Source organism: Pararhodobacter sp. CCB-MM2 (assembly GCF_001691415.1).
Classification (GTDB): Bacteria; Pseudomonadota; Alphaproteobacteria; order Rhodobacterales; family Rhodobacteraceae; genus Pararhodobacter.
Window position 1 is genome coordinate 1 of sequence record NZ_LRRR01000049.1, and the last position, 19,636, is coordinate 19,636.

Genomic DNA, 19,636 nt, shown 5'->3' on the forward strand with positions numbered 1-19,636 from the left:
AGATGGGGATAAGAGACAGTCATCTGGGGCAGGGTGAGGGAGAGGCGGTGGGCTTAAAGCCGCTCCCTTCATCTTCGTTCTTCAAATATCCTCGGGGGTGAGGCCGCAGGCCGAGGGGGCAGACAGCCCCCTCCTTCGCGCCGAGCGAAGCGAGGCGCCCGGTCGCCGGAGGCCTGCGTGCCGGAGGCATGCCGGACGAGGGCGAAACCCGTCGTCACGCTTTTTCCAACCCCCGTGCCAAAGAGCGAAAAATCGCCCTTGATTTCCCCCCGCGCAGCCCGTATCCCCCGCCGCAGGCCTAGGGGTATAGCTCAGTTGGTAGAGCATCGGTCTCCAAAACCGAGGGTCGGGGGTTCGAGTCCCTCTGCCCCTGCCAGGCCTTCCTCCCGAGATCGCGAAACGACCGAGGCAACCGGGCCACGCCTGTGTTGCAGAATCGTCATCATCGGCAGGTTCCTGCAACGGATCGGGGCGCAGGGTTGAAACGCCTCTCGCCGGGGCGTATCTGGGCGCCAACCCGCCACGCCTCTGCCCGCGTGGCCGCTGTCTTGCCCCAGAGGTGTTCCCATGGCCCGGACCAATCCGTTGACCTTCCTCCAGCAGGTGCGCTCGGAAACCGCCAAGGTTTCCTGGCCGACGCGTCGTGAAGTGGGCGTCAGCACGGTCATGGTGCTGGTCCTGACCTCGCTGACGGCTGTGTTCTTCTTCCTTGTCGACCTGCTGATCCGCACCGGTCTGGGCGCGATTCTGGGTCTGGTGAGCTGAAGCCGCCTGCGCCCGTTGCGCCTTCCGGGGGGAGGGCGCGATGGGCTAAGCCCCTTGAATCTTGGGGCTGGTGTCGATAAAGGCACCTGAACTACGAGACAGCATGACGCGCACCGATTCGGTGCGCACATTTTTTGCTTGTCGGTGAATCGCGGTTGGCGCGGGCGCAAGCCTCTGACCGTAAATGGAATTTCGTGACGGCACCGTGTCGTCTCAGACGGGGAAGTGGCATGGCCAAGCGTTGGTATTCGGTGAGCGTTCTCTCGAACTTCGAGAAGAAAGTTGCCGAGGCGATTCGTCAGGCCGCCGCCGAGGCGGATCTGGAAGACGAGATCGAAGAAGTGCTGGTCCCGACCGAAGAGGTCATCGAGGTCCGGCGCGGCAAGAAGGTGACCTCCGAGCGTCGCTTCATGCCCGGCTACGTGCTGGTGCGCATGGAGATGTCGAACCGGACCTATCACCTGGTGTCGTCGATCAACCGCGTGACCGGCTTCCTGGGTCAGCCCGGCAAGCCGAGCCCGATGCGCGACGAAGAGGTCAACCTGATCCTCAACCGCGTCGAGGAAGGTCAGGAGGCTCCGCGCAGCCTGATCCGCTTCGAGGTCGGCGAGCAGGTCAAGGTCTCGGACGGCCCCTTCGACGGCTTCTCGGGCATGGTCGAGGAAGTCGACGACGAGAACGGCCGCCTGAAGGTCATGGTCTCGATCTTCGGCCGTCCGACGCCGGTCGAACTGGAATACACGCAGGTCACCAAAGGGGCCTGAGTGTTCATCGTGGGAGGGCACCCCTCGGGGTGTTCCGGACCACTAAGCAGGCCCCCTCGGATAGTCCGATCAGGGGCGTTGTGAACAAAGGAGCGGCCACATGGCCAAGAAAGTAATCGGGCAGCTCAAGCTGCAAGTGAAGGCCGGTCAGGCCAACCCGTCGCCCCCCGTCGGCCCGGCCCTCGGTCAGCGCGGCATCAACATCATGCAGTTCTGCAAAGACTTCAACGCGAAGTCGGCAGACATGGAACCCGGCTCGCCGGTTCCGGTCGTGATCACCTACTACCAGGACAAGTCGTTCAGCATGGAGCTGAAGACCCCTCCTGCGTCGTGGTTCCTGAAGAAGGCCGCTGGCCTGAAGCCCGTCGGCAAGCGTAACCGCGCACGTGGTTCGGTGAAGCCGGGCCGCGAAGTCGCCGGCACCGTGACCGTCAAGCAAGTTCGCGAAATCGCGGAAGCCAAGATGCGTGACCTGAACGCCAACGACATCGAAGGCGCGATGCAGATCATCCTCGGCTCGGCGAAGTCGTGCGGTATCGAGGTGAAAGGTTAATCATGGCCAAGCTCGGTAAACGTACCCGCACCGCCCGCGAAGCCTTCGGCACCACCGCCAACGTCACCGTCGAAGACGCGGTGAAGCTGGTCAAGGGCGCCGCTTCGGCCAAGTTCGACGAGACCGTCGAAGTCGCGATCAACCTCGGCGTCGACCCGCGTCACGCGGACCAGATGGTCCGTGGCGTCGTCTCGCTGCCGAACGGCACCGGCAAGACCGTCCGCGTCGCCGTCTTCGCCCGTGGCGCCAAGGCTGACGAAGCCCGCGCTGCCGGCGCCGACATCGTCGGTGACGAAGACCTGATGCAAACGATCCAGGGCGGCACGATCGAATTCGATCGCTGCATCGCTACCCCGGACATGATGCCGCTCGTCGGTCGTCTGGGTAAGATCCTGGGTCCGCGCAACCTGATGCCGAACCCGAAGGTCGGCACCGTGACCATGGACGTGGCGACTGCCGTTGCCAACGCCAAGGGCGGTGAAGTCCAGTTCAAGGTCGAGAAGGCCGGTATCATCCACGCTGGCGTGGGCAAAGTGTCGTTCGACGAGGTCAAGCTGGCCGAGAACGTCCGTGCCATCGTCGACGCGGTGAACAAAGCCAAGCCGACGGGTGCCAAAGGCGCCTATCTGCGCAAGGTCTCGCTGTCCTCGACCATGGGTCCGGGCGTCAGCGTCGATCTGGCCTCGGCCACCGGCGCCGCTTGATCGTCGCCGCTTGATCGCATTCGCGTTCTGAAGATCGAAAGCCCCGCGTCTGTCGCGGGGCTTTTTCGTTGGGCAGCCGTGACTTGAGGTCTTTCCGTCACGGACCCCTTGGCATCACGCCCATTAGGGGTTATCTGTCCGATCCTGTAGCGGGGTGCGATTCGGTCGTGCCCCGTTGCGCATCGTCCGAGACGGTGGGCGGTTGGGATCTCCCATCCATAAGTCCTGCCTGAGACGGGGAAGAACTAAGATTCCAACGGGTGGCCATGGCTCCCCGGGGTGACTTGGACGGACCCGTAGCGGACCCGACATCGGGGTCTTCTGAACCCGGTGAAAATAGAGCCGGAGGGTCCCTAAGACCTTCCAAACTTGGAGCAAACCTGTGGATAGAGCCCAAAAAGAAGCGGTGGTCGAGGAACTCGGCCAGATCTTCGAAAGCTCTGGCGTGGTCGTGGTTGCACACTACGCGGGTCTCACGGTTGCCGAGATGCAGGCCCTGCGCGCGCAAATGCGTGACGCTGGTGGGTCCGTGCGCGTTGCCAAGAACAAGCTCGCCAAGATCGCCCTGGATGGAAAGCCGTGCGCCAGCATTGGTAACCTTCTGACGGGCATGACCGTGCTCGCCTATTCCGAAGATCCCGTCGCTGCTGCGAAGGTGATCGTCGACTACGCCAAGAATAACAAGAAGCTTGAGATCCTTGGCGGGGCAATGGGCAGCGCGGCTCTGGACCAGAATGGTGTGAAGGCCGTGGCCGACATGCCGTCGCGCGAGGAGCTTATTGCTTCGGTCGTGGCGTGCATCGGTGCTCCGGCGTCGAACATCGCTGGTGCGATTGGCGCGCCTGCTTCGAACATCGCGGGCATCCTCTCCACCCTGGAGGAGCGGGACGCCGCTTGAGCAACCTACGGCCCGCGTGGCGGAATACCTCCCCTCGTCGGCAACACCCTGTTAGAATGGAACTGAAAAATGGCTGATCTGAAAGCTCTCGCCGAGCAAATCGTGAACCTGACCCTGCTGCAGGCTCAGGAACTGAAAACCATCCTGAAAGACGAGTACGGCATCGAGCCCGCCGCTGGCGGCGCTGTGATGATGGCCGGCCCGGCTGCCGGTGGCGCTGCTGACGCTGCCGAAGAGAAGACCGAATTCGACGTGATCCTCGTCGACGCCGGCGCCAACAAGATCAACGTGATCAAAGAAGTGCGCGGCATCACCGGTCTGGGCCTGAAAGAAGCCAAGGACCTGGTCGAAGCTGGCGGCAAAGCCGTGAAAGAGCAAGCTCCGAAGGCTGAAGCCGAAGAGATCAAGAAGAAGCTCGAAGAAGCTGGCGCCAAAGTCGAGCTGAAGTAATCGGGCGGGGTGCCAAGCACCCTCTTCCTGCAAACAAGGCTGGGTCCGGCATGTCCGGGCCCGGCCATACACGTTTCTGACACTGTTTTCGGCAGGCACGCCCGCGGGCGTTTCTTCCTGAGACAGTCGAGGCTCGGGAGCGGACCGGTGGGACGGACCGCAGGAATGGAGCCTCCGTTTCAGTTTCGCACGGGATGCCCCGCCGAGGCCCGACGGCCGGCGCATCCGCGAAAGAATGAAAGGTGATACCGAGCATGGCTCAGTCCTATGTTGGCCAGAAGCGCATCCGCCGGATGTTCGGCAAGATCCGTGAAGTCCTGGAGATGCCCAACCTGATCGAGGTTCAGAAGTCGTCCTACGACCTGTTCCTGCGCTCGGGTGACAGCGACAAGCCGCTGGATGGCGAAGGCCTGATGGGTACGTTCCAGTCCGTCTTCCCGATCAAGGACTTCAACGAGACCGCGGTTCTTGAGTTCGTCAAATACGAGCTGGAAAAACCGAAATACGATATCGACGAGTGCCAGCAGCGCGACATGACCTATTCGGCTCCGCTGAAGGTCACCCTGCGCCTCATCGTGTTCGATGTGGACCCTGACACCGGCGCGAAGTCGGTGAAAGACATCAAGGAACAGGAAGTCTTCATGGGCGACATGCCCCTGATGACGCCGGTCGGCACCTTCGTGGTGAACGGCACCGAGCGCGTGGTCGTGTCGCAGATGCACCGCTCGCCGGGCGTGTTCTTCGACCACGACAAGGGCAAGACCCACAGCTCGGGCAAGCTGCTGTTCCAGTGCCGCATCATCCCCTATCGCGGCTCGTGGCTGGACTTCGAATTCGATCCCAAGGACCTCGTGTTCGCGCGCATCGACCGTCGCCGCAAGCTGCCGGTGACGACCCTGCTGTACGCGCTGGGTCTGGATCAGGAAGGCATCATGGATGCCTACTACAACAACGTCACCTACCGCCTGGAGCGGAACCGTGGTTGGGTCACCCGGTTCTTCCCCGAGCGTGTGCGCGGCACCCGTCCGACCATGGATCTGGTCGACGCTGCCACCGGCGAGGTCATCCTCAAGGCCGGTGACAAGGCCACCCCGCGTCTGGTGAAGAAGTGGATCGACGAAGGTCAGATCACTGAACTGCTGGTGCCGTTCGAGCACATCCTCGGCCGCTTCGCCGCCAAGGACGTGATCAACGAGGAAACCGGTGAGATCTGGATCGAAGCCGGCGACGAAATCACCTGGGAGCTGGACAAGGACGGCGACGTCAAGGGCGGTTCGCTCAAGACGCTGCTGGATCAGGGCATCACCGAACTGTCGATCCTGGACATCGACAACGTCAACGTCGGTGCCTACATCCGCAACACCCTGGCCGCTGACAAGAACATGAACCGTGAGCAGGCGCTCATGGATATCTACCGTGTCATGCGCCCGGGCGAGCCCCCCACCGTCGACGCCGCCGTCAACCTGTTCGACACGCTGTTCTTCGACTCGGAGCGCTACGACCTCTCGGCCGTGGGCCGCGTGAAGATGAACATGCGCCTCGACCTCGACGCGCCGGACACCCAGCGTACGCTGCGCAAGGAAGACATCATCGCCTGCATCAAGGCGCTGGTCGACCTGCGTGACGGCCGTGGCGAGATCGACGACATCGACCACCTCGGCAACCGCCGGGTGCGCTCGGTCGGCGAGCTGATGGAGAACCAGTACCGTCTGGGCCTCCTGCGCATGGAGCGCGCGATCCGCGAGCGCATGTCGTCGGTCGATATCGACACCGTCATGCCGCAGGACCTGATCAACGCGAAGCCCGCGGCGGCCGCGGTGCGTGAATTCTTCGGCTCGTCGCAGCTGTCGCAGTTTATGGACCAGACGAACCCGCTGTCGGAAGTCACGCACAAGCGTCGTCTCTCGGCTCTCGGGCCGGGCGGTCTGACCCGTGAGCGTGCCGGCTTCGAGGTGCGCGACGTTCACCCGACCCACTATGGCCGGATGTGCCCGATTGAAACGCCGGAAGGTCAGAACATCGGTCTGATCAACTCGCTGGCCACCTATGCCCGCGTGAACAAATACGGCTTCATCGAGACCCCGTATCGCAAGGTCGTCGACGGCAAGGTGACGGATGAGGTCCAGTACCTCTCGGCCACCGAGGAACAGCGCCACGTCATCGCTCAGGCGAATGCCACGCTGAACGAAGACGGCGAGTTCGTGAACGACCTGGTGTCGACCCGCAAGAGCGGCGACTTCATGCTGAACCCGCGCGAAGTGATCGACATGATCGACGTTTCGCCGAAGCAGCTGGTGTCGGTCGCGGCCTCGCTCATTCCGTTCCTGGAAAACGACGACGCCAACCGCGCACTGATGGGCTCGAACATGATGCGTCAGGCCGTCCCGCTGCTGCAGTCGGACGCGCCGCTGGTCGGTACCGGGATCGAAGGCATCGTTGCCCGCGACTCGGGTGCCGCGATCATGGCGCGCCGCGCCGGTATCGTGGATCAGGTCGATGCTCAGCGTATCGTTATCCGCGCCACCGAGATGCTGGAGCCGGGTGAACCGGGCGTGGACATCTATCGTCTGCGCAAGTTCAAGCGGTCGAACCAGTCGTCCTGCATCAACCAGCGTCCGCTGGTGAAGGTGGGCGACGTCGTGACCCGCAACGCCGTGGTCGCCGACGGTCCTTCGACCGACATGGGCGAGCTGGCCGTGGGTCGCAACGTGGTCGTCGCGTTCATGCCGTGGAACGGCTACAACTACGAAGACTCGATCCTGATCTCCGAGCGGATCCTGAAGGATGACGTCTATACCTCGATCCATATCGAGGAATACGAAGTCGCCGCACGGGACACGAAGCTCGGGCCGGAAGAGATCACCCGCGATATCCCGAACGTCGGCGAGGAAGCCCTGCGCAACCTCGACGAAGCCGGTATCGTCTATATCGGGGCCGAAGTTCAGGCCGGCGACATCCTCGTCGGCAAGATCACTCCGAAGGGCGAAAGCCCGATGACGCCGGAAGAAAAGCTTCTGCGCGCCATCTTCGGTGAGAAGGCTTCGGATGTCCGTGACACCTCGCTGCGTCTGCCGCCGGGTGCCTATGGTACCGTGGTGGAAGTCCGCGTGTTCAACCGTCACGGTGTCGACAAGGACGAGCGCGCGCTGCAGATCGAGCGTGAAGAGATCGAGCGTCTGTCGCGCGACCGCGACGACGAGATGCTGATCCTCGAGCGCAACATCTACTCGCGTCTGAAGCAGTTGATCCTGGGCAAGGTCGCGGTGAAGGGTCCGAAGGGCGTGAAGCCCAACTCGGAAATCACCGAGGAACTGCTCGACACGCTGTCGAAAGGTCAGTGGTGGCAGCTTGCCCTCGCCGAAGAGGCCGAGGCGCAGGAGGTCGAGGCCCTGAACGCGCTGTTCGACCAGCAGAAGCGTCAGCTGACGCACCGCTTCGACGACAAGGTCGAGAAGGTGCGCCGGGGCGACGATCTGCCGCCGGGCGTGATGAAGATGGTCAAGGTCTTCCTGGCGGTGAAGCGCAAGCTTCAGCCGGGCGACAAGATGGCCGGTCGTCACGGGAACAAGGGCGTCGTGTCGAAAGTGGTGCCGCAGGAGGACATGCCGTTCCTCGCCGATGGTACGACTGTCGACCTCGTGCTGAACCCGCTCGGCGTGCCGTCGCGTATGAACGTCGGTCAGATCCTCGAGACGCACATGGGCTGGGCCCTGCGCGGTCTGGGTCTGCAGATCGACGAGGCGCTGCAGGAATACCGTCGTTCGGGCGACCTGACGCCGGTGCGCGACTCGCTGAAGCATGCCTATGGCGATCAGGTCTATAACGACGCCTTCGCCGAGATGGACGAGGATGCGCTGGTGGAAGCCGCCGGTACCGTGACCAAAGGCGTGCCTATCGGCACCCCGGTGTTCAACGGCGCCAAAGAGGCGGACGTCAACGACGCGCTCATGCGGGCGGGCTTCGACACCTCGGCTCAGTCGGTGGTGTTCGACGGTCGCTCGGGCGAGCAGTTCCAGCGCAAGGTCACCGTGGGCGTGAAGTACATGCTCAAGCTGCACCACTTGGTCGACGACAAGCTGCACGCGCGTTCCACGGGTCCGTACTCGCTGGTCACGCAGCAGCCGCTCGGCGGTAAGGCGCAGTTCGGCGGTCAGCGTCTCGGGGAGATGGAGGTCTGGGCTCTGGAAGCCTACGGCGCCGCCTATACCCTGCAGGAAATGCTGACGGTGAAGTCGGACGACGTGGCAGGCCGGACCAAGGTCTACGAATCGATCGTCAAGGGCGAGGACAATTTCGAGGCCGGCGTGCCCGAATCCTTCAACGTTCTGGTGAAGGAAGTCCGCGGCCTCGGCCTGAACATGGAACTCCTGGATTCGGAGGAAGACGAGTAACGGTGGGATGAAATCCCACCCTACGCCACCCGCGTAGGGTGGGGTTCAACCCCACCGTCGCCTGATCCTTCCCCCCGAGCCCCATCAAGGAATTGACGATGAACCAGGAACTGACGACGAACCCGTTCAACCCGCTGGCCGCGCCCAAGCAGTTCGACGAGATCAAGATCTCGCTGGCCTCGCCCGAGCGCATCCTCAGCTGGTCCTACGGCGAGATCAAGAAGCCGGAAACCATCAACTACCGTACGTTCAAGCCCGAGCGTGACGGCCTGTTCTGCGCGCGCATCTTCGGTCCGATCAAGGATTACGAATGCCTGTGCGGCAAGTACAAGCGCATGAAGTATCGCGGCGTCGTCTGCGAAAAATGCGGTGTCGAAGTCACGCTGCAAAAGGTCCGCCGCGAGCGCATGGGCCATATCGAGCTGGCCTCGCCGGTCGCGCATATCTGGTTCCTCAAGTCGCTGCCCTCGCGCATCGGCCTGATGCTGGACATGACGCTGCGGGATCTCGAGCGCATCCTCTATTTCGAAAACTACGTGGTGATCGAACCCGGTCTGACCGAGCTGTCCTATGGTCAGCTGATGACCGAGGAAGAATACCTCGACGCGCAGGACAATTTCGGTTCGGACGCCTTCACCGCCGGTATCGGTGCTGAAGCCATCCGCGAAATGCTGGCGGCGATCGACCTGCAGTCGGAAGCCGACAAGCTGCGCGAGGAGCTGAAGGAAGCCACTGGCGAACTGAAGCCCAAGAAGATCATCAAGCGTCTGAAGGTCGTCGAGTCGTTCCTTGAGTCGGGCAACCGTCCGGAGTGGATGATCCTCACCGTCCTGCCCGTGATCCCGCCGGAACTGCGCCCGCTGGTTCCGCTGGATGGCGGCCGCTTCGCGACCTCGGACCTGAACGACCTCTATCGCCGGGTCATCAACCGGAACAACCGTCTGAAGCGCCTCATCGAGCTGCGCGCGCCCGATATCATCGTCCGCAACGAAAAGCGGATGCTGCAGGAATCGGTCGACGCTCTGTTCGACAACGGCCGTCGCGGCCGCGTCATCACGGGCAACAACAAGCGCCCGCTGAAGTCGCTGTCGGACATGCTGAAGGGCAAGCAGGGTCGCTTCCGTCAGAACCTTCTGGGTAAGCGCGTCGACTTCTCGGGTCGTTCGGTCATCGTGACCGGCCCCGAGCTGAAGCTGCACCAGTGCGGCCTGCCGAAGAAGATGGCGCTCGAGCTGTTCAAGCCGTTCATCTATTCGCGTCTGGAAGCCAAGGGCCTCAGCTCGACCGTGAAGCAGGCGAAGAAGCTGGTTGAGAAAGAGCGTCCCGAGGTTTGGGACATCCTCGACGAGGTGATCCGCGAGCACCCGGTTCTGCTGAACCGCGCGCCGACGCTGCACCGTCTGGGTATCCAGGCGTTCGAACCCCAGCTGATCGAAGGCAAGGCCATCCAGCTGCACCCGCTGGTCTGCTCGGCGTTCAACGCGGACTTCGACGGTGACCAAATGGCCGTCCACGTGCCGCTCTCGCTGGAAGCCCAGCTGGAAGCGCGCGTGCTGATGATGTCGACGAACAACGTTCTGTCGCCCGCCAACGGCGCGCCGATCATCGTTCCGTCGCAGGACATGGTGCTGGGTCTCTACTACACCACCATGATGCGCGAAGGCATGAAGGGCGAGGGCATGGTCTTCGCCGATATCGAGGAAGTCGAGCACGCTCTCGCCTCGGGCGAAGTGCATCTGCATGCCAAGGTCACCGGCCGGATCATGCAGATCGACGAGAACGGCAACGAGGTCCTCAAGCGCTACGAGACCACGCCGGGCCGTCTGCGCCTCGGTGCTCTGCTGCCCTTGAACGCCAAGGCGCCGTTCGAGCTGACCAACCGTCTGCTGCGGAAGAAAGACGTCCAGAACGTCATCGACACCGTCTACCGCTACTGCGGTCAGAAGGAATCGGTCATCTTCTGCGACCAGATCATGGCGCTCGGTTTCCGCGAGGCCTTCAAGGCCGGTATCTCGTTCGGCAAGGACGACATGCTGATCCCGGAAGCCAAGTGGGAGCTGGTCAACGAGACCCGCGATCAGGTGAAGGAATTCGAACAGCAGTACCTCGACGGCCTGATCACTCAGGGCGAGAAGTACAACAAGGTGGTCGATGCCTGGTCGAAGGCCTCGGACGCTGTCGCCGCGGCGATGATGGGCGAGATCTCGGCCGTCCGCTACGACGACGAGGGTCGCGAGCTCGAACCGAACTCGGTCTACATGATGTCGCACTCCGGTGCCCGGGGTTCGCCCGCTCAGATGAAACAGCTGGGCGGTATGCGCGGCCTCATGGCCAAGCCGTCGGGCGAGATCATCGAGACGCCGATCATCTCGAACTTCAAGGAAGGCCTGACCGTGCTCGAGTACTTCAACTCGACCCACGGTGCCCGTAAGGGTCTGGCCGACACCGCGCTGAAGACGGCGAACTCGGGTTACCTGACCCGCCGTCTGGTGGACGTGGCGCAGGACTGCATCGTTCGTTCGGACGATTGCGGCACCGACCGCTTCATCACCGCCTCGGCGGCGATCAACGATGGTGAAGTCGTCGCCTCGCTGGGCGAGCGCGTGCTGGGCCGTGTCGCGGCCGAGGACGTCGTCCATCCGGCGACCGGCGAGATCATCGTGGTGCACAACCAGCTGATCGACGAGCGCGATGCAGACATGATCGAGACCGCTGGTCTGGCTTCGGTGAAGATCCGCTCGCCGCTGACCTGTGAGGCCGACGAGGGTGTCTGCGCCAAGTGCTACGGCCGTGACCTGGCCCGCGGTACGCTGGTCAACAAGGGTGAGGCCGTCGGCATCATCGCCGCTCAGTCGATCGGTGAGCCGGGCACGCAGCTGACGATGCGGACGTTCCACATCGGCGGCATCGCGCAGGGTGGTTCGCAGTCGTTCCAGGAATCGGGCTCGGCCGGTAAGGTCGAACTCCGCAACCCGAACGTGCTGGAGAATGCCTCGGGCGAGCTGATCGTTCTGGGCCGCAACATGCAGGTTGCGATCATCGACGAGAACGGCGTGGAGCGTGCGTCGCACAAACTGACCTACGGTGCGAAGCTCTTCGTGCGCGACGGTCAGGACGTGAAGCGCGGCGACAAGCTGTACGAATGGGACCCCTATACCCTGCCGATCATCGCCGAGCGTGCCGGTACCGCGAAGTTCGTGGACCTGATCGCCGGTCTGTCGGTGCGTGAGGACACGGACGATGCGACGGGTATGTCGCAGAAGATCGTGACCGACTGGCGTTCGGTGCCCCGTGGTGGCGATCTCAAGCCTGAGATCATCATCATGAACAAGGAAACCGGCGAGCCGATGCGCAATGACGCGGGCAACCCGGTGACCTACCCGATGTCTGTGGACGCCATTCTCTCGATCGAAGACGGTCAGGAAGTGCGTCAGGGTGACGTGGTTGCGCGTATCCCGCGCGAAGGTGCCAAGACCAAGGACATCACCGGCGGTCTGCCGCGGGTGGCGGAACTGTTCGAAGCCCGTCGTCCGAAGGATCACGCGATCATCTGCGAGATCGATGGCTATGTGCGTTACGCGAAGGACTACAAGAACAAGCGTCGCATCACCATCGAGCCCGTCGACGAGAACGTGGATCCGGCCGAATACCTGGTCCCCAAGGGCAAGCACATCCCCGTGCAAGAGGGCGATTTCGTCCAGCGCGGCGACTACATCATGGATGGCAACCCCGCTCCGCACGATATCCTGCGGATCATGGGCATCGAGGCGCTGGCCAACTACCTGATCGACGAAGTGCAGGACGTGTACCGACTGCAGGGCGTGAAGATCAACGACAAGCACATCGAGGTGATCGTGCGGCAGATGCTGCAGAAGTACGAGATCCTCGACTCGGGCGAGACCACGCTGCTGAAAGGCGAGACCGTGGACAAGTTCGAGTTCGACGAGGTCAACGAAAAGGCCTTGGCGATGGGCATGCGTCCGGCGAAGGGCGAGCCGATCCTCCTCGGGATCACCAAGGCCTCGCTGCAGACCCGGTCGTTCATCTCGGCGGCTTCGTTCCAGGAGACGACCCGCGTGCTCACCGAGGCTTCGGTCATCGGCAAGCGCGACAAGCTGGTCGGCCTCAAGGAGAACGTCATCGTGGGTCGTCTGATCCCGGCCGGTACCGGTGGCGTCGCCACTGCGACCCGCAAGATCGCCGCGGACCGCGATGCCGAGGTGATCGAGCAGCGTCGCGCCGAGGCCGAAGCGGTGCTGGTCGCTCCGGACGCGGAGCCGGTCTTCACCGACGCGCCGTCGGATGACGACGACCGCTGATCGCGCCTGATCTGAAAAAACAAAGCCCCCCGCAGGTCGACTGCGGGGGGCTTTTTCATTTCCGGCATTCAAAGCGGTCAGGCATTAATAAGGCGCCCGTTGCGGGGCGCCTTTGTCGTTTTTCAGCGGAGGGGGTTATTCGATCCCCGACCGCCGCGCATCCCACAGGGTGATCGCGAACAGGATGAAGCCCGCCACGCTGAGGCCGGCCCCGACATAACCCGCGACCGGGAAGTCGTAGCCCGACGCGATGAAGCGCGCCGCGAGGAACGGGCCCAAGGCGTTGGCCACGTTGAACGCTGCATGGTGCAGCGAGGCGGCCAGCTGCTGTGCTTCGCCCGCGACATTCATCAGCCGGGTCTGCATCACGGTCGAGACGCCGCCCAGCATGGTCATCAGGAACACCACCAGCCCCATCGTCCCCAGCCCATAGCTGACGGCCAGCGGGAACAGGGCCAGCAGGATGGCGCCGCCGCCGAAGGCCGTGAAGGCGGTCACGTTGAGGCTTCGGTCGGCCAGCGCCCCCATCACGAGGTTGAACACCGTCATGCCCAGACCGGCGATGAACAGCATCAGCGCCACCTCGGTATCGGACAGGCCCAGCGTGCTTTCGACGGTCGAGGCGATGTAGGTATAGACCGCGAAGAACCCGCCGAAGCCGATGGCGCCGGTGATCAGCGTCAGCCAGACCTGCCGGTTCTTCAGCGCGCCCAGCTCTTTCAACGGGGCGGCGTTGGGATCGGCGGGTGTGCGCGGGGCCTTCAGCATCACCGCCGCGGCAGTGGCCAGCGCCAAGCCCGCTACCAGCACGAAGGTCGCGCGCCAGCCGACGAACTGGCTGAGCCAGCTGGCCGAAGGGACCCCGACCGTGGTGGCGATGGTCAGGCCGAGGAACACGCGCGCCACGGCAGACGCCCGTTTGTTCAACGGCACGACCGAGGCCGCGACCAGCGCCGCGACCCCGAAGAAAGCGCCATGGGGCAGGCCGGACAGGAAGCGCGACAGGGTGAAGGTCCAGAAGGTCGGTGCGATGGCCGACAGCAGGTTGAAAAGCGCGAAGGCCACCATCAGCAGCGCCAGCAACAGCCGTTTGCGCATCTTGGCGGCGGCCACGGCCAACAGCGGGGCGCCGACCACCACGCCAAGCGCATAGGCGCTGATCGCGTCGGCGGCGCGGGCCTCGGACACGCCGAGGTCCGAGGCAAAGCCCGGCAGCAGCGCCATCGAGGCGAATTCGGTCATGCCGATGGCAAAGCCACCCATGGCGAGGGCTGTTATCACGGCGCGTGCCGAGGATTGCTTTTGCCCGCCCGCTTGCACCGCGGACGCGCCGGAAAGCGCGGTATGCGTCATGTCGATCGCTTCTGTCTTGGGGGAACCGGAGGAATTCCCGATGAATGCCTCCCTGCCGGAGGATCTAGCGCCCTGCGGCGGTTGCGGCAAGGTGCCACGGCGGGGCTTTTCATTTCATCTGTGAAATGCGATGCGGAAAGCAGCAATCCGGGGGGTAACGATGCTGTCCGACAACGCGCGCGGCGCGATTCTGATGATGGCCGGCATGGCGGCATTCACCGTCAACGACTCGATCATGAAGCTCGTCTCATCGGATCTGCCCCTGTTCCAGTCGCTGGCATGGCGCGGGATCGGGGTGAGTGTCGTGCTGGCGCTGATGGCCTGGCGCGCGGGCGCCTTCCGGGTGGTGCTGTCGGGGTCAGACAAGCGGCTGATCCTAGTGCGGACCCTGTGCGACACGGCCTCGACATGGTTCTTCCTGCAAGCCTTGTTTCAGATGCCGATCGCCAACCTGACGGCGATCCTGCAGGCGCTGCCGCTCACGGTGACCCTCGGCGCGGCGGTGTTTTTGCGCGAGCCGGTCGGCTGGAAGCGTCTCACCGCCATCGGCATCGGCTTCCTCGGTGTCTTGCTGATCGTGCGCCCCGAGGCCGGGGGCTTTGACCTCTATGCGCTCTACGCCCTGATCTCGGTCGCGCTGGTGACGGTGCGGGATCTGGTGACGCGGCGCATGACCAGGGGTGTGCCGTCCCTGATCGTGGCACTGGCCAATGCCGTGTCGGTCACGCTGTTCGGTGTGCTGGGTGCCTCGACCGAGGCCGTCGCGCTGCCCGGTGCCTCGACGCTGTTGCTGTTGGCCGGGGCCTCGGTGTTCATCATCGGCGGCTATGTGATGACGGTCAGCGCCGTACGCACCGGCGAGTTGGCCTTCGTCACGCCCTTCCGCTACACCGGCCTGATCTGGGCCCTGATCCTGGGCTTCGCACTGTTCCACGAATGGCCGGATGCCCTGACCCAGCTCGGCGCGGCCCTGATCGTGGCGACCGGCCTGTTCACCTTCTACCGCGAGAGGGTGGCCGCACGCAGGCTGCGGCGGGGCCCTCAGCGCGCGTAGACCGCGCGCACATGCTCCATGGTAATGCCGAAGGCGCGTTCGAACTTCTGCTCCTCTTCCTCCGTCAGCCGGCGCAGGCCCTCGTTGATCCGGTCGCCTGAATCGTTGTGCGCATTCACCCCGCGCACCCACATGTCGGGATCGGTGCGGGTGATGGTCGGCATGTGTTGCCAAACCTCGTGATGGGTGAAGTTCATCACGCTGAGCTTTGTGTCGGGACGGAAGGCGATGGCGAAGGAGACGCCGAGATAGAGCGCCTTCTGCCGCGCAGCGCGGATCCCTTCGGCCGAGGGCAGGGCGTTCCAGCCCCGCGTGAAGTCGATGGCGACATGGCGCGAGCCCTCGAACAGCTGGTAGTTCTGATCGAGGATCCGGCGGCATTTGTGCACGAAGCCCACGCCCATCGCGTCATCATCGTCGAGCCGGAACTGGATTGAGAAGCTATCCGGCACGCGGAACTGCTCGATCACCTCGGACATGACCTCGCGGTGACGGCCGGGCGCGCGGGGGACGATCACCACCTGCGGCAGGTCGGCGGTCAGGGCACGCAGCTGCTCCATGCGGTCAGGCGGGAAATCCTCGCCCACGACGATGAGGAAGGTGAAGTCCTGATCGGTCTGCGTCCGCAGCGAGGGGAGGGTGAAGGCTTCGAAGAGGCGGAAACGCTCGTCCAGACGCTCGGGCGCATAAAGGTAGCGAGCACGGTCCTCAGGGGTGTCGTGCTCGTTCTTGAAGCCGCCGAGGGCCGGGTAGGAGAAGCGGCACAGCCCGATGACATGCGCCCCGCGCGAGGCCTTGCGGCGCTCCAGAAAGTCCTTCAATGCCATCCGGCCTGCCCCTTGGTTTTGACCCAACGTAGCAAGGGCGGAAGCGGGCGGCAACGCGCTCCGGAAGGGGGCAGGGCGTGTTGACAAGGGACGCGACTCCCCCTATACGGCGCGCACCCGGGATCGGTATGTGCTCACGCGCGGGCTGATTCAGGGGCTTAGAACACAGTAGTGGTCATGATCCGGGCAGTGCATGCCCCGATCCTCTGAGATTCCACCGCGATGCCAACCCTCGGAATGGGCGCATCGGCGGTTTTGTGCTTTGCGGACGCGCTGGGTACGAACATGACGAACTGCCCCCGGATACCCCGTTGACGAACGGAGGTTGAACGGGCCGCAAGAATAGGGCGAGCTGAATGCCTACGATTCAACAGCTGATCCGCAAGCCGCGGCAGCCGAAAGTAAAACGCTCCAAGTCGCAGCACCTGGAGAACTGCCCGCAGAAGCGTGGCGTCTGCACCCGCGTCTACACCACGACGCCGAAGAAGCCGAACTCGGCTATGCGTAAGGTGGCCAAGGTCCGCCTGACGAACGGCTTCGAAGTGATCAGCTACATCCCCGGCGAGAAGCACAACCTTCAGGAGCACTCCGTCGTGCTCATCCGCGGCGGCCGCGTGAAGGACCTTCCCGGTGTCCGTTACCACATCCTGCGCGGCGTGCTCGACACGCAGGGCGTCAAAGATCGTCGTCAGCGCCGCTCGAAGTACGGCGCGAAGCGTCCGAAGTAAGGAGAGACCCCCATGTCGCGTCGTCACGCAGCTGAAAAGCGCGCCGTCCTGCCGGACGCCAAATTTGGCGATACGGTTCTGACGAAGTTCATGAACAACCTGATGATCGACGGTAAGAAGTCGGTCGCAGAATCGATCGTCTACAACGCCCTCGACCGCGTCGAGAAGCGTCTGAAGCGCGCTCCGATCGAGGTCTTCCACGAAGCCCTCGACAACATCAAACCGTCGGTCGAAGTGCGTTCGCGCCGCGTCGGCGGTGCGACCTATCAGGTCCCCGTTGAAGTCCGCACCGAGCGCCGTGAGGCCCTCGCGATTCGCTGGCTGATCACCGCCGCGCGCAAGCGCAACGAGAACACCATGGAAGAGCGTCTCGCCGGCGAGCTGTCGGACGCTGTCAACAACCGTGGCACGGCTGTGAAGAAGCGCGAAGACACCCACAAGATGGCCGACGCGAACAAAGCGTTCAGCCACTACCGCTGGTAAGGATCTCCGACCATGGCACGCGAATATCAGCTTCCGCGGTATCGTAACTTCGGCATCATGGCCCACATCGATGCCGGCAAGACGACCACGACCGAGCGTATCCTCTACTACACCGGCAAGTCCCACAAGATCGGCGAAGTCCACGACGGCGCCGCGACCATGGACTGGATGGAGCAGGAGCAGGAACGCGGCATCACGATCACTTCGGCTGCCACGACCACTTTCTGGCAGCGTCAGGAAGATCCGACCGTCGAAGGCACCTCGGACACCAAGTACCGCTTCAACATCATCGACACTCCCGGCCACGTTGACTTCACCATCGAAGTCGAACGTTCGCTGGCCGTGCTCGACGGTGCTGTCTGCCTCCTCGACGGTAACGCCGGCGTTGAGCCGCAGACCGAAACGGTGTGGCGTCAGGCTGACCGCTACAAGGTCCCGCGGATCGTGTTCGTCAACAAGATGGACAAGATCGGCGCCGACTACTTCAAGTGCGTCGACATGATCAAGGATCGCACCGGCGGCACCCCGTGCCCCGTCGCTTTCCCGATCGGTGCCGAAGACCAGCTCGAAGGCATCGTTGACCTGATCAAGATGGAAGAGTGGGTCTGGAAGGGCGAAGACCTCGGCGCAAGCTGGGTTCGTCAACCGATCCGCGACGACCTGAAGGATCTGGCCGACGAATGGCGCGGCAAGATGATCGAACTCGCCGTCGAGCAAGACGACGAGGCGATGATGGAGTACCTCGAGGGCAACGAGCCCGACGAGGCGACCCTGCGCAAGCTGATCCGTAAGGGCACCCTGACCCTGTCGTTCTTCCCGGTCCTGGGCGGTTCGGCGTTCAAGAACAAGGGCGTGCAGCCCCTGCTCAACGCCGTGATCGACTTCCTGCCGGCCCCGGTCGACGTTCCCGTGCTGAAGGGCTTCTCGCCCGAGGACGAGAACGAAGAGCGCAACATCGAGCGTCCTGCCGATGACTCGGCGCCGTTCTCGGCGCTGGCGTTCAAGATCATGAACGACCCGTTCGTGGGCTCGCTGACCTTCACCCGTCTTTACTCGGGCGTCCTGAAAAAGGGCGACCAGGTGATGAACACCACGAAGGGCAAGCGCGAGCGCATCGGCCGTATGATGATGATGCACGCCATCAACCGCGAAGAAATCGAAGAAGCCTTCGCGGGCGACATCATCGCGCTGGCGGGTCTTAAGGAAACCACCACCGGCGACACCCTGTCGGATGCGTCGAAGCAGGTGGTTCTGGAAACCATGACCTTCCCGGAACCGGTGATCGAGATCGCCGTGGAGCCGAAGTCGAAAGCTGACCAGGAGAAGATGGGCCTCGCCCTCGCTCGCCTGGCTGCCGAAGACCCCTCGTTCCGCGTCGAGACCAACTTCGAGTCGGGCCAGACGATCATGAAGGGGATGGGCGAACTCCACCTCGACATTCTCGTCGACCGCATGAAGCGCGAGTTCAAGGTCGAGGCCAACATCGGTGCGCCGCAGGTGGCTTACCGCGAGACCATCTCGCACGCCGCCGAGGTCGACTACACGCACAAGAAACAGACCGGTGGTACCGGCCAGTTCGCGCGCGTGAAGCTCGAGATCACCCCGACGGAGCCGGGCGAAGGCTACTCGTTCGAAAGCAAGATCATCGGTGGTGCTGTTCCGAAGGAATACATCCCGGGCGTCGAAAAGGGCATCAAGTCGGTTATGGACTCCGGTCCGCTCGCCGGCTTCCCCGTGATCGACTTCAAGGTCGCGCTGACGGACGGTGCTTTCCACGACGTCGACTCGTCGGTTCTCGCCTTCGAAATCGCCTCGCGTGCCGCGATGCGTGACGGTCTGAAAAAGGCCGGCGCGAAGCTGCTCGAGCCGATCATGAAGGTCGAGGTCGTGACTCCCGAGGAGTACACGGGTTCGATCATCGGTGACCTGACCAGCCGTCGTGGCATGGTTCAGGGGCAGGACAGCCGCGGCAACGCCAACGTCATCAACGCGATGGTGCCGCTGGCCAACATGTTCGGCTACATCAACAACCTGCGCTCGATGTCGTCGGGCCGCGCCGTGTTCTCGATGCAGTTCGACCATTACGACGCCGTGCCGCAGAACCTCTCGGAAGAGATCCAGAAGAAATACGCCTGATCGGTGTGGCGGGGGTAACCCCGCCCTACCGCCCCGTAGGGTGGGATTTCATCCCACCGTCACCGACACCAGAATTAAGGAGTTGCCATCATGGCGAAGGCAAAGTTTGAACGGAACAAACCGCACGTCAACATCGGCACGATCGGCCACGTTGACCACGGCAAGACCACGCTGACCGCGGCGATCACGAAATACTTCGGCGATTTCAAAG

At 63.3% G+C, this 19,636-nt stretch carries 15 protein-coding genes and 1 tRNA gene; 14 read left to right on the forward strand and 2 right to left on the reverse strand.

The genetic code is table 11. The features are described from left to right. Positions 1 to 300 precede the first annotated feature (300 nt). The 9 genes from BCY78_RS23430 to rpoC all read left to right on the forward strand — a co-directional run bounded on the left by BCY78_RS23430 (position 301) and on the right by rpoC (position 12,844). Positions 301 to 376 (forward strand) — tRNA-Trp (locus BCY78_RS23430). A gap of 191 nt (positions 377 to 567) precedes the next feature. Then, on the forward strand, positions 568 to 765 hold the full coding sequence (secE, locus tag BCY78_RS23435; protein ID WP_068306661.1) for a preprotein translocase subunit SecE: 198 nt from the start codon (positions 568 to 570) through the stop codon (positions 763 to 765). A gap of 230 nt (positions 766 to 995) precedes the next feature. Then, positions 996 to 1,529, forward strand: coding sequence for a transcription termination/antitermination protein NusG (gene nusG, locus BCY78_RS23440; protein ID WP_068306665.1), 534 nt, complete (start codon positions 996 to 998; stop codon positions 1,527 to 1,529). A 100-nt stretch (positions 1,530 to 1,629) separates the two neighbouring features. Continuing rightward, a complete protein-coding gene (rplK, locus tag BCY78_RS23445) occupies positions 1,630 to 2,082 on the forward strand; it encodes a 50S ribosomal protein L11 (protein ID WP_068306666.1) in 453 nt (150 codons plus the stop codon). 2 nt (positions 2,083 to 2,084) lie between these two features. Continuing rightward, the gene (gene rplA / locus BCY78_RS23450; RefSeq protein WP_068306667.1) at positions 2,085 to 2,786 is read left to right on the forward strand and encodes a 50S ribosomal protein L1; all 702 of its coding nucleotides are present in this window, start codon (positions 2,085 to 2,087) and stop codon (positions 2,784 to 2,786) included. Positions 2,787 to 3,168: 382 nt separating this feature from the next. Beyond that, a complete protein-coding gene (gene rplJ / locus BCY78_RS23455) occupies positions 3,169 to 3,684 on the forward strand; it encodes a 50S ribosomal protein L10 (protein WP_068306668.1) in 516 nt (171 codons plus the stop codon). A gap of 69 nt (positions 3,685 to 3,753) precedes the next feature. Then, positions 3,754 to 4,134: a 50S ribosomal protein L7/L12 gene (gene rplL, locus BCY78_RS23460; RefSeq protein WP_068306673.1), complete on the forward strand. Its 381-nt coding sequence runs from the start codon at positions 3,754 to 3,756 to the stop codon at positions 4,132 to 4,134. Positions 4,135 to 4,388: 254 nt separating this feature from the next. Next, on the forward strand, positions 4,389 to 8,525 hold the full coding sequence (gene rpoB / locus BCY78_RS23465) for a DNA-directed RNA polymerase subunit beta (RefSeq protein WP_068306674.1): 4,137 nt from the start codon (positions 4,389 to 4,391) through the stop codon (positions 8,523 to 8,525). A gap of 98 nt (positions 8,526 to 8,623) precedes the next feature. Beyond that, positions 8,624 to 12,844, forward strand: coding sequence for a DNA-directed RNA polymerase subunit beta' (gene rpoC / locus BCY78_RS23470; RefSeq protein ID WP_068306675.1), 4,221 nt, complete (start codon positions 8,624 to 8,626; stop codon positions 12,842 to 12,844). Between the two features lie 135 nt (positions 12,845 to 12,979). Here rpoC and BCY78_RS23475 read toward each other — a convergent pair whose 3' ends face one another. Beyond that, positions 12,980 to 14,197, reverse strand: a complete 1,218-nt coding sequence (locus BCY78_RS23475; RefSeq protein WP_068306676.1) for an MFS transporter — start codon at positions 14,195 to 14,197, stop codon at positions 12,980 to 12,982. 160 nt (positions 14,198 to 14,357) lie between these two features. Here BCY78_RS23475 and BCY78_RS23480 point away from each other — a divergent pair, with 160 nt between their 5' ends. Continuing rightward, positions 14,358 to 15,251 carry a DMT family transporter gene (locus tag BCY78_RS23480; protein ID WP_068306677.1) on the forward strand — a complete coding sequence of 298 codons (894 nt, stop codon included), beginning with the start codon at positions 14,358 to 14,360 and terminating at the stop codon, positions 15,249 to 15,251. Here the strand turns inward: BCY78_RS23480 and BCY78_RS23485 are convergent. Continuing rightward, the gene (locus tag BCY78_RS23485) at positions 15,239 to 16,078 is read right to left on the reverse strand and encodes a glycosyltransferase (RefSeq protein WP_068306679.1); all 840 of its coding nucleotides are present in this window, start codon (positions 16,076 to 16,078) and stop codon (positions 15,239 to 15,241) included. The two genes, BCY78_RS23480 and BCY78_RS23485, sit on opposite strands and share 13 nt — an antisense overlap. A gap of 356 nt (positions 16,079 to 16,434) precedes the next feature. Here BCY78_RS23485 and rpsL point away from each other — a divergent pair, with 356 nt between their 5' ends. From rpsL to BCY78_RS25000, 4 genes are all read left to right on the forward strand, one after another. Then, positions 16,435 to 16,806, forward strand: a complete 372-nt coding sequence (gene rpsL, locus BCY78_RS23490; RefSeq protein WP_068306680.1) for a 30S ribosomal protein S12 — start codon at positions 16,435 to 16,437, stop codon at positions 16,804 to 16,806. Between the two features lie 12 nt (positions 16,807 to 16,818). After that, the gene (gene rpsG / locus BCY78_RS23495) at positions 16,819 to 17,289 is read left to right on the forward strand and encodes a 30S ribosomal protein S7 (RefSeq protein WP_068306682.1); all 471 of its coding nucleotides are present in this window, start codon (positions 16,819 to 16,821) and stop codon (positions 17,287 to 17,289) included. A gap of 12 nt (positions 17,290 to 17,301) precedes the next feature. After that, the gene (gene fusA / locus BCY78_RS23500) at positions 17,302 to 19,425 is read left to right on the forward strand and encodes an elongation factor G (protein ID WP_068306685.1); all 2,124 of its coding nucleotides are present in this window, start codon (positions 17,302 to 17,304) and stop codon (positions 19,423 to 19,425) included. Positions 19,426 to 19,515: 90 nt separating this feature from the next. After that, positions 19,516 to 19,636, forward strand: a 121-nt coding sequence (locus BCY78_RS25000; RefSeq protein WP_233499485.1) for a GTP-binding protein, incomplete at its 3' end; no start/stop codon positions are given.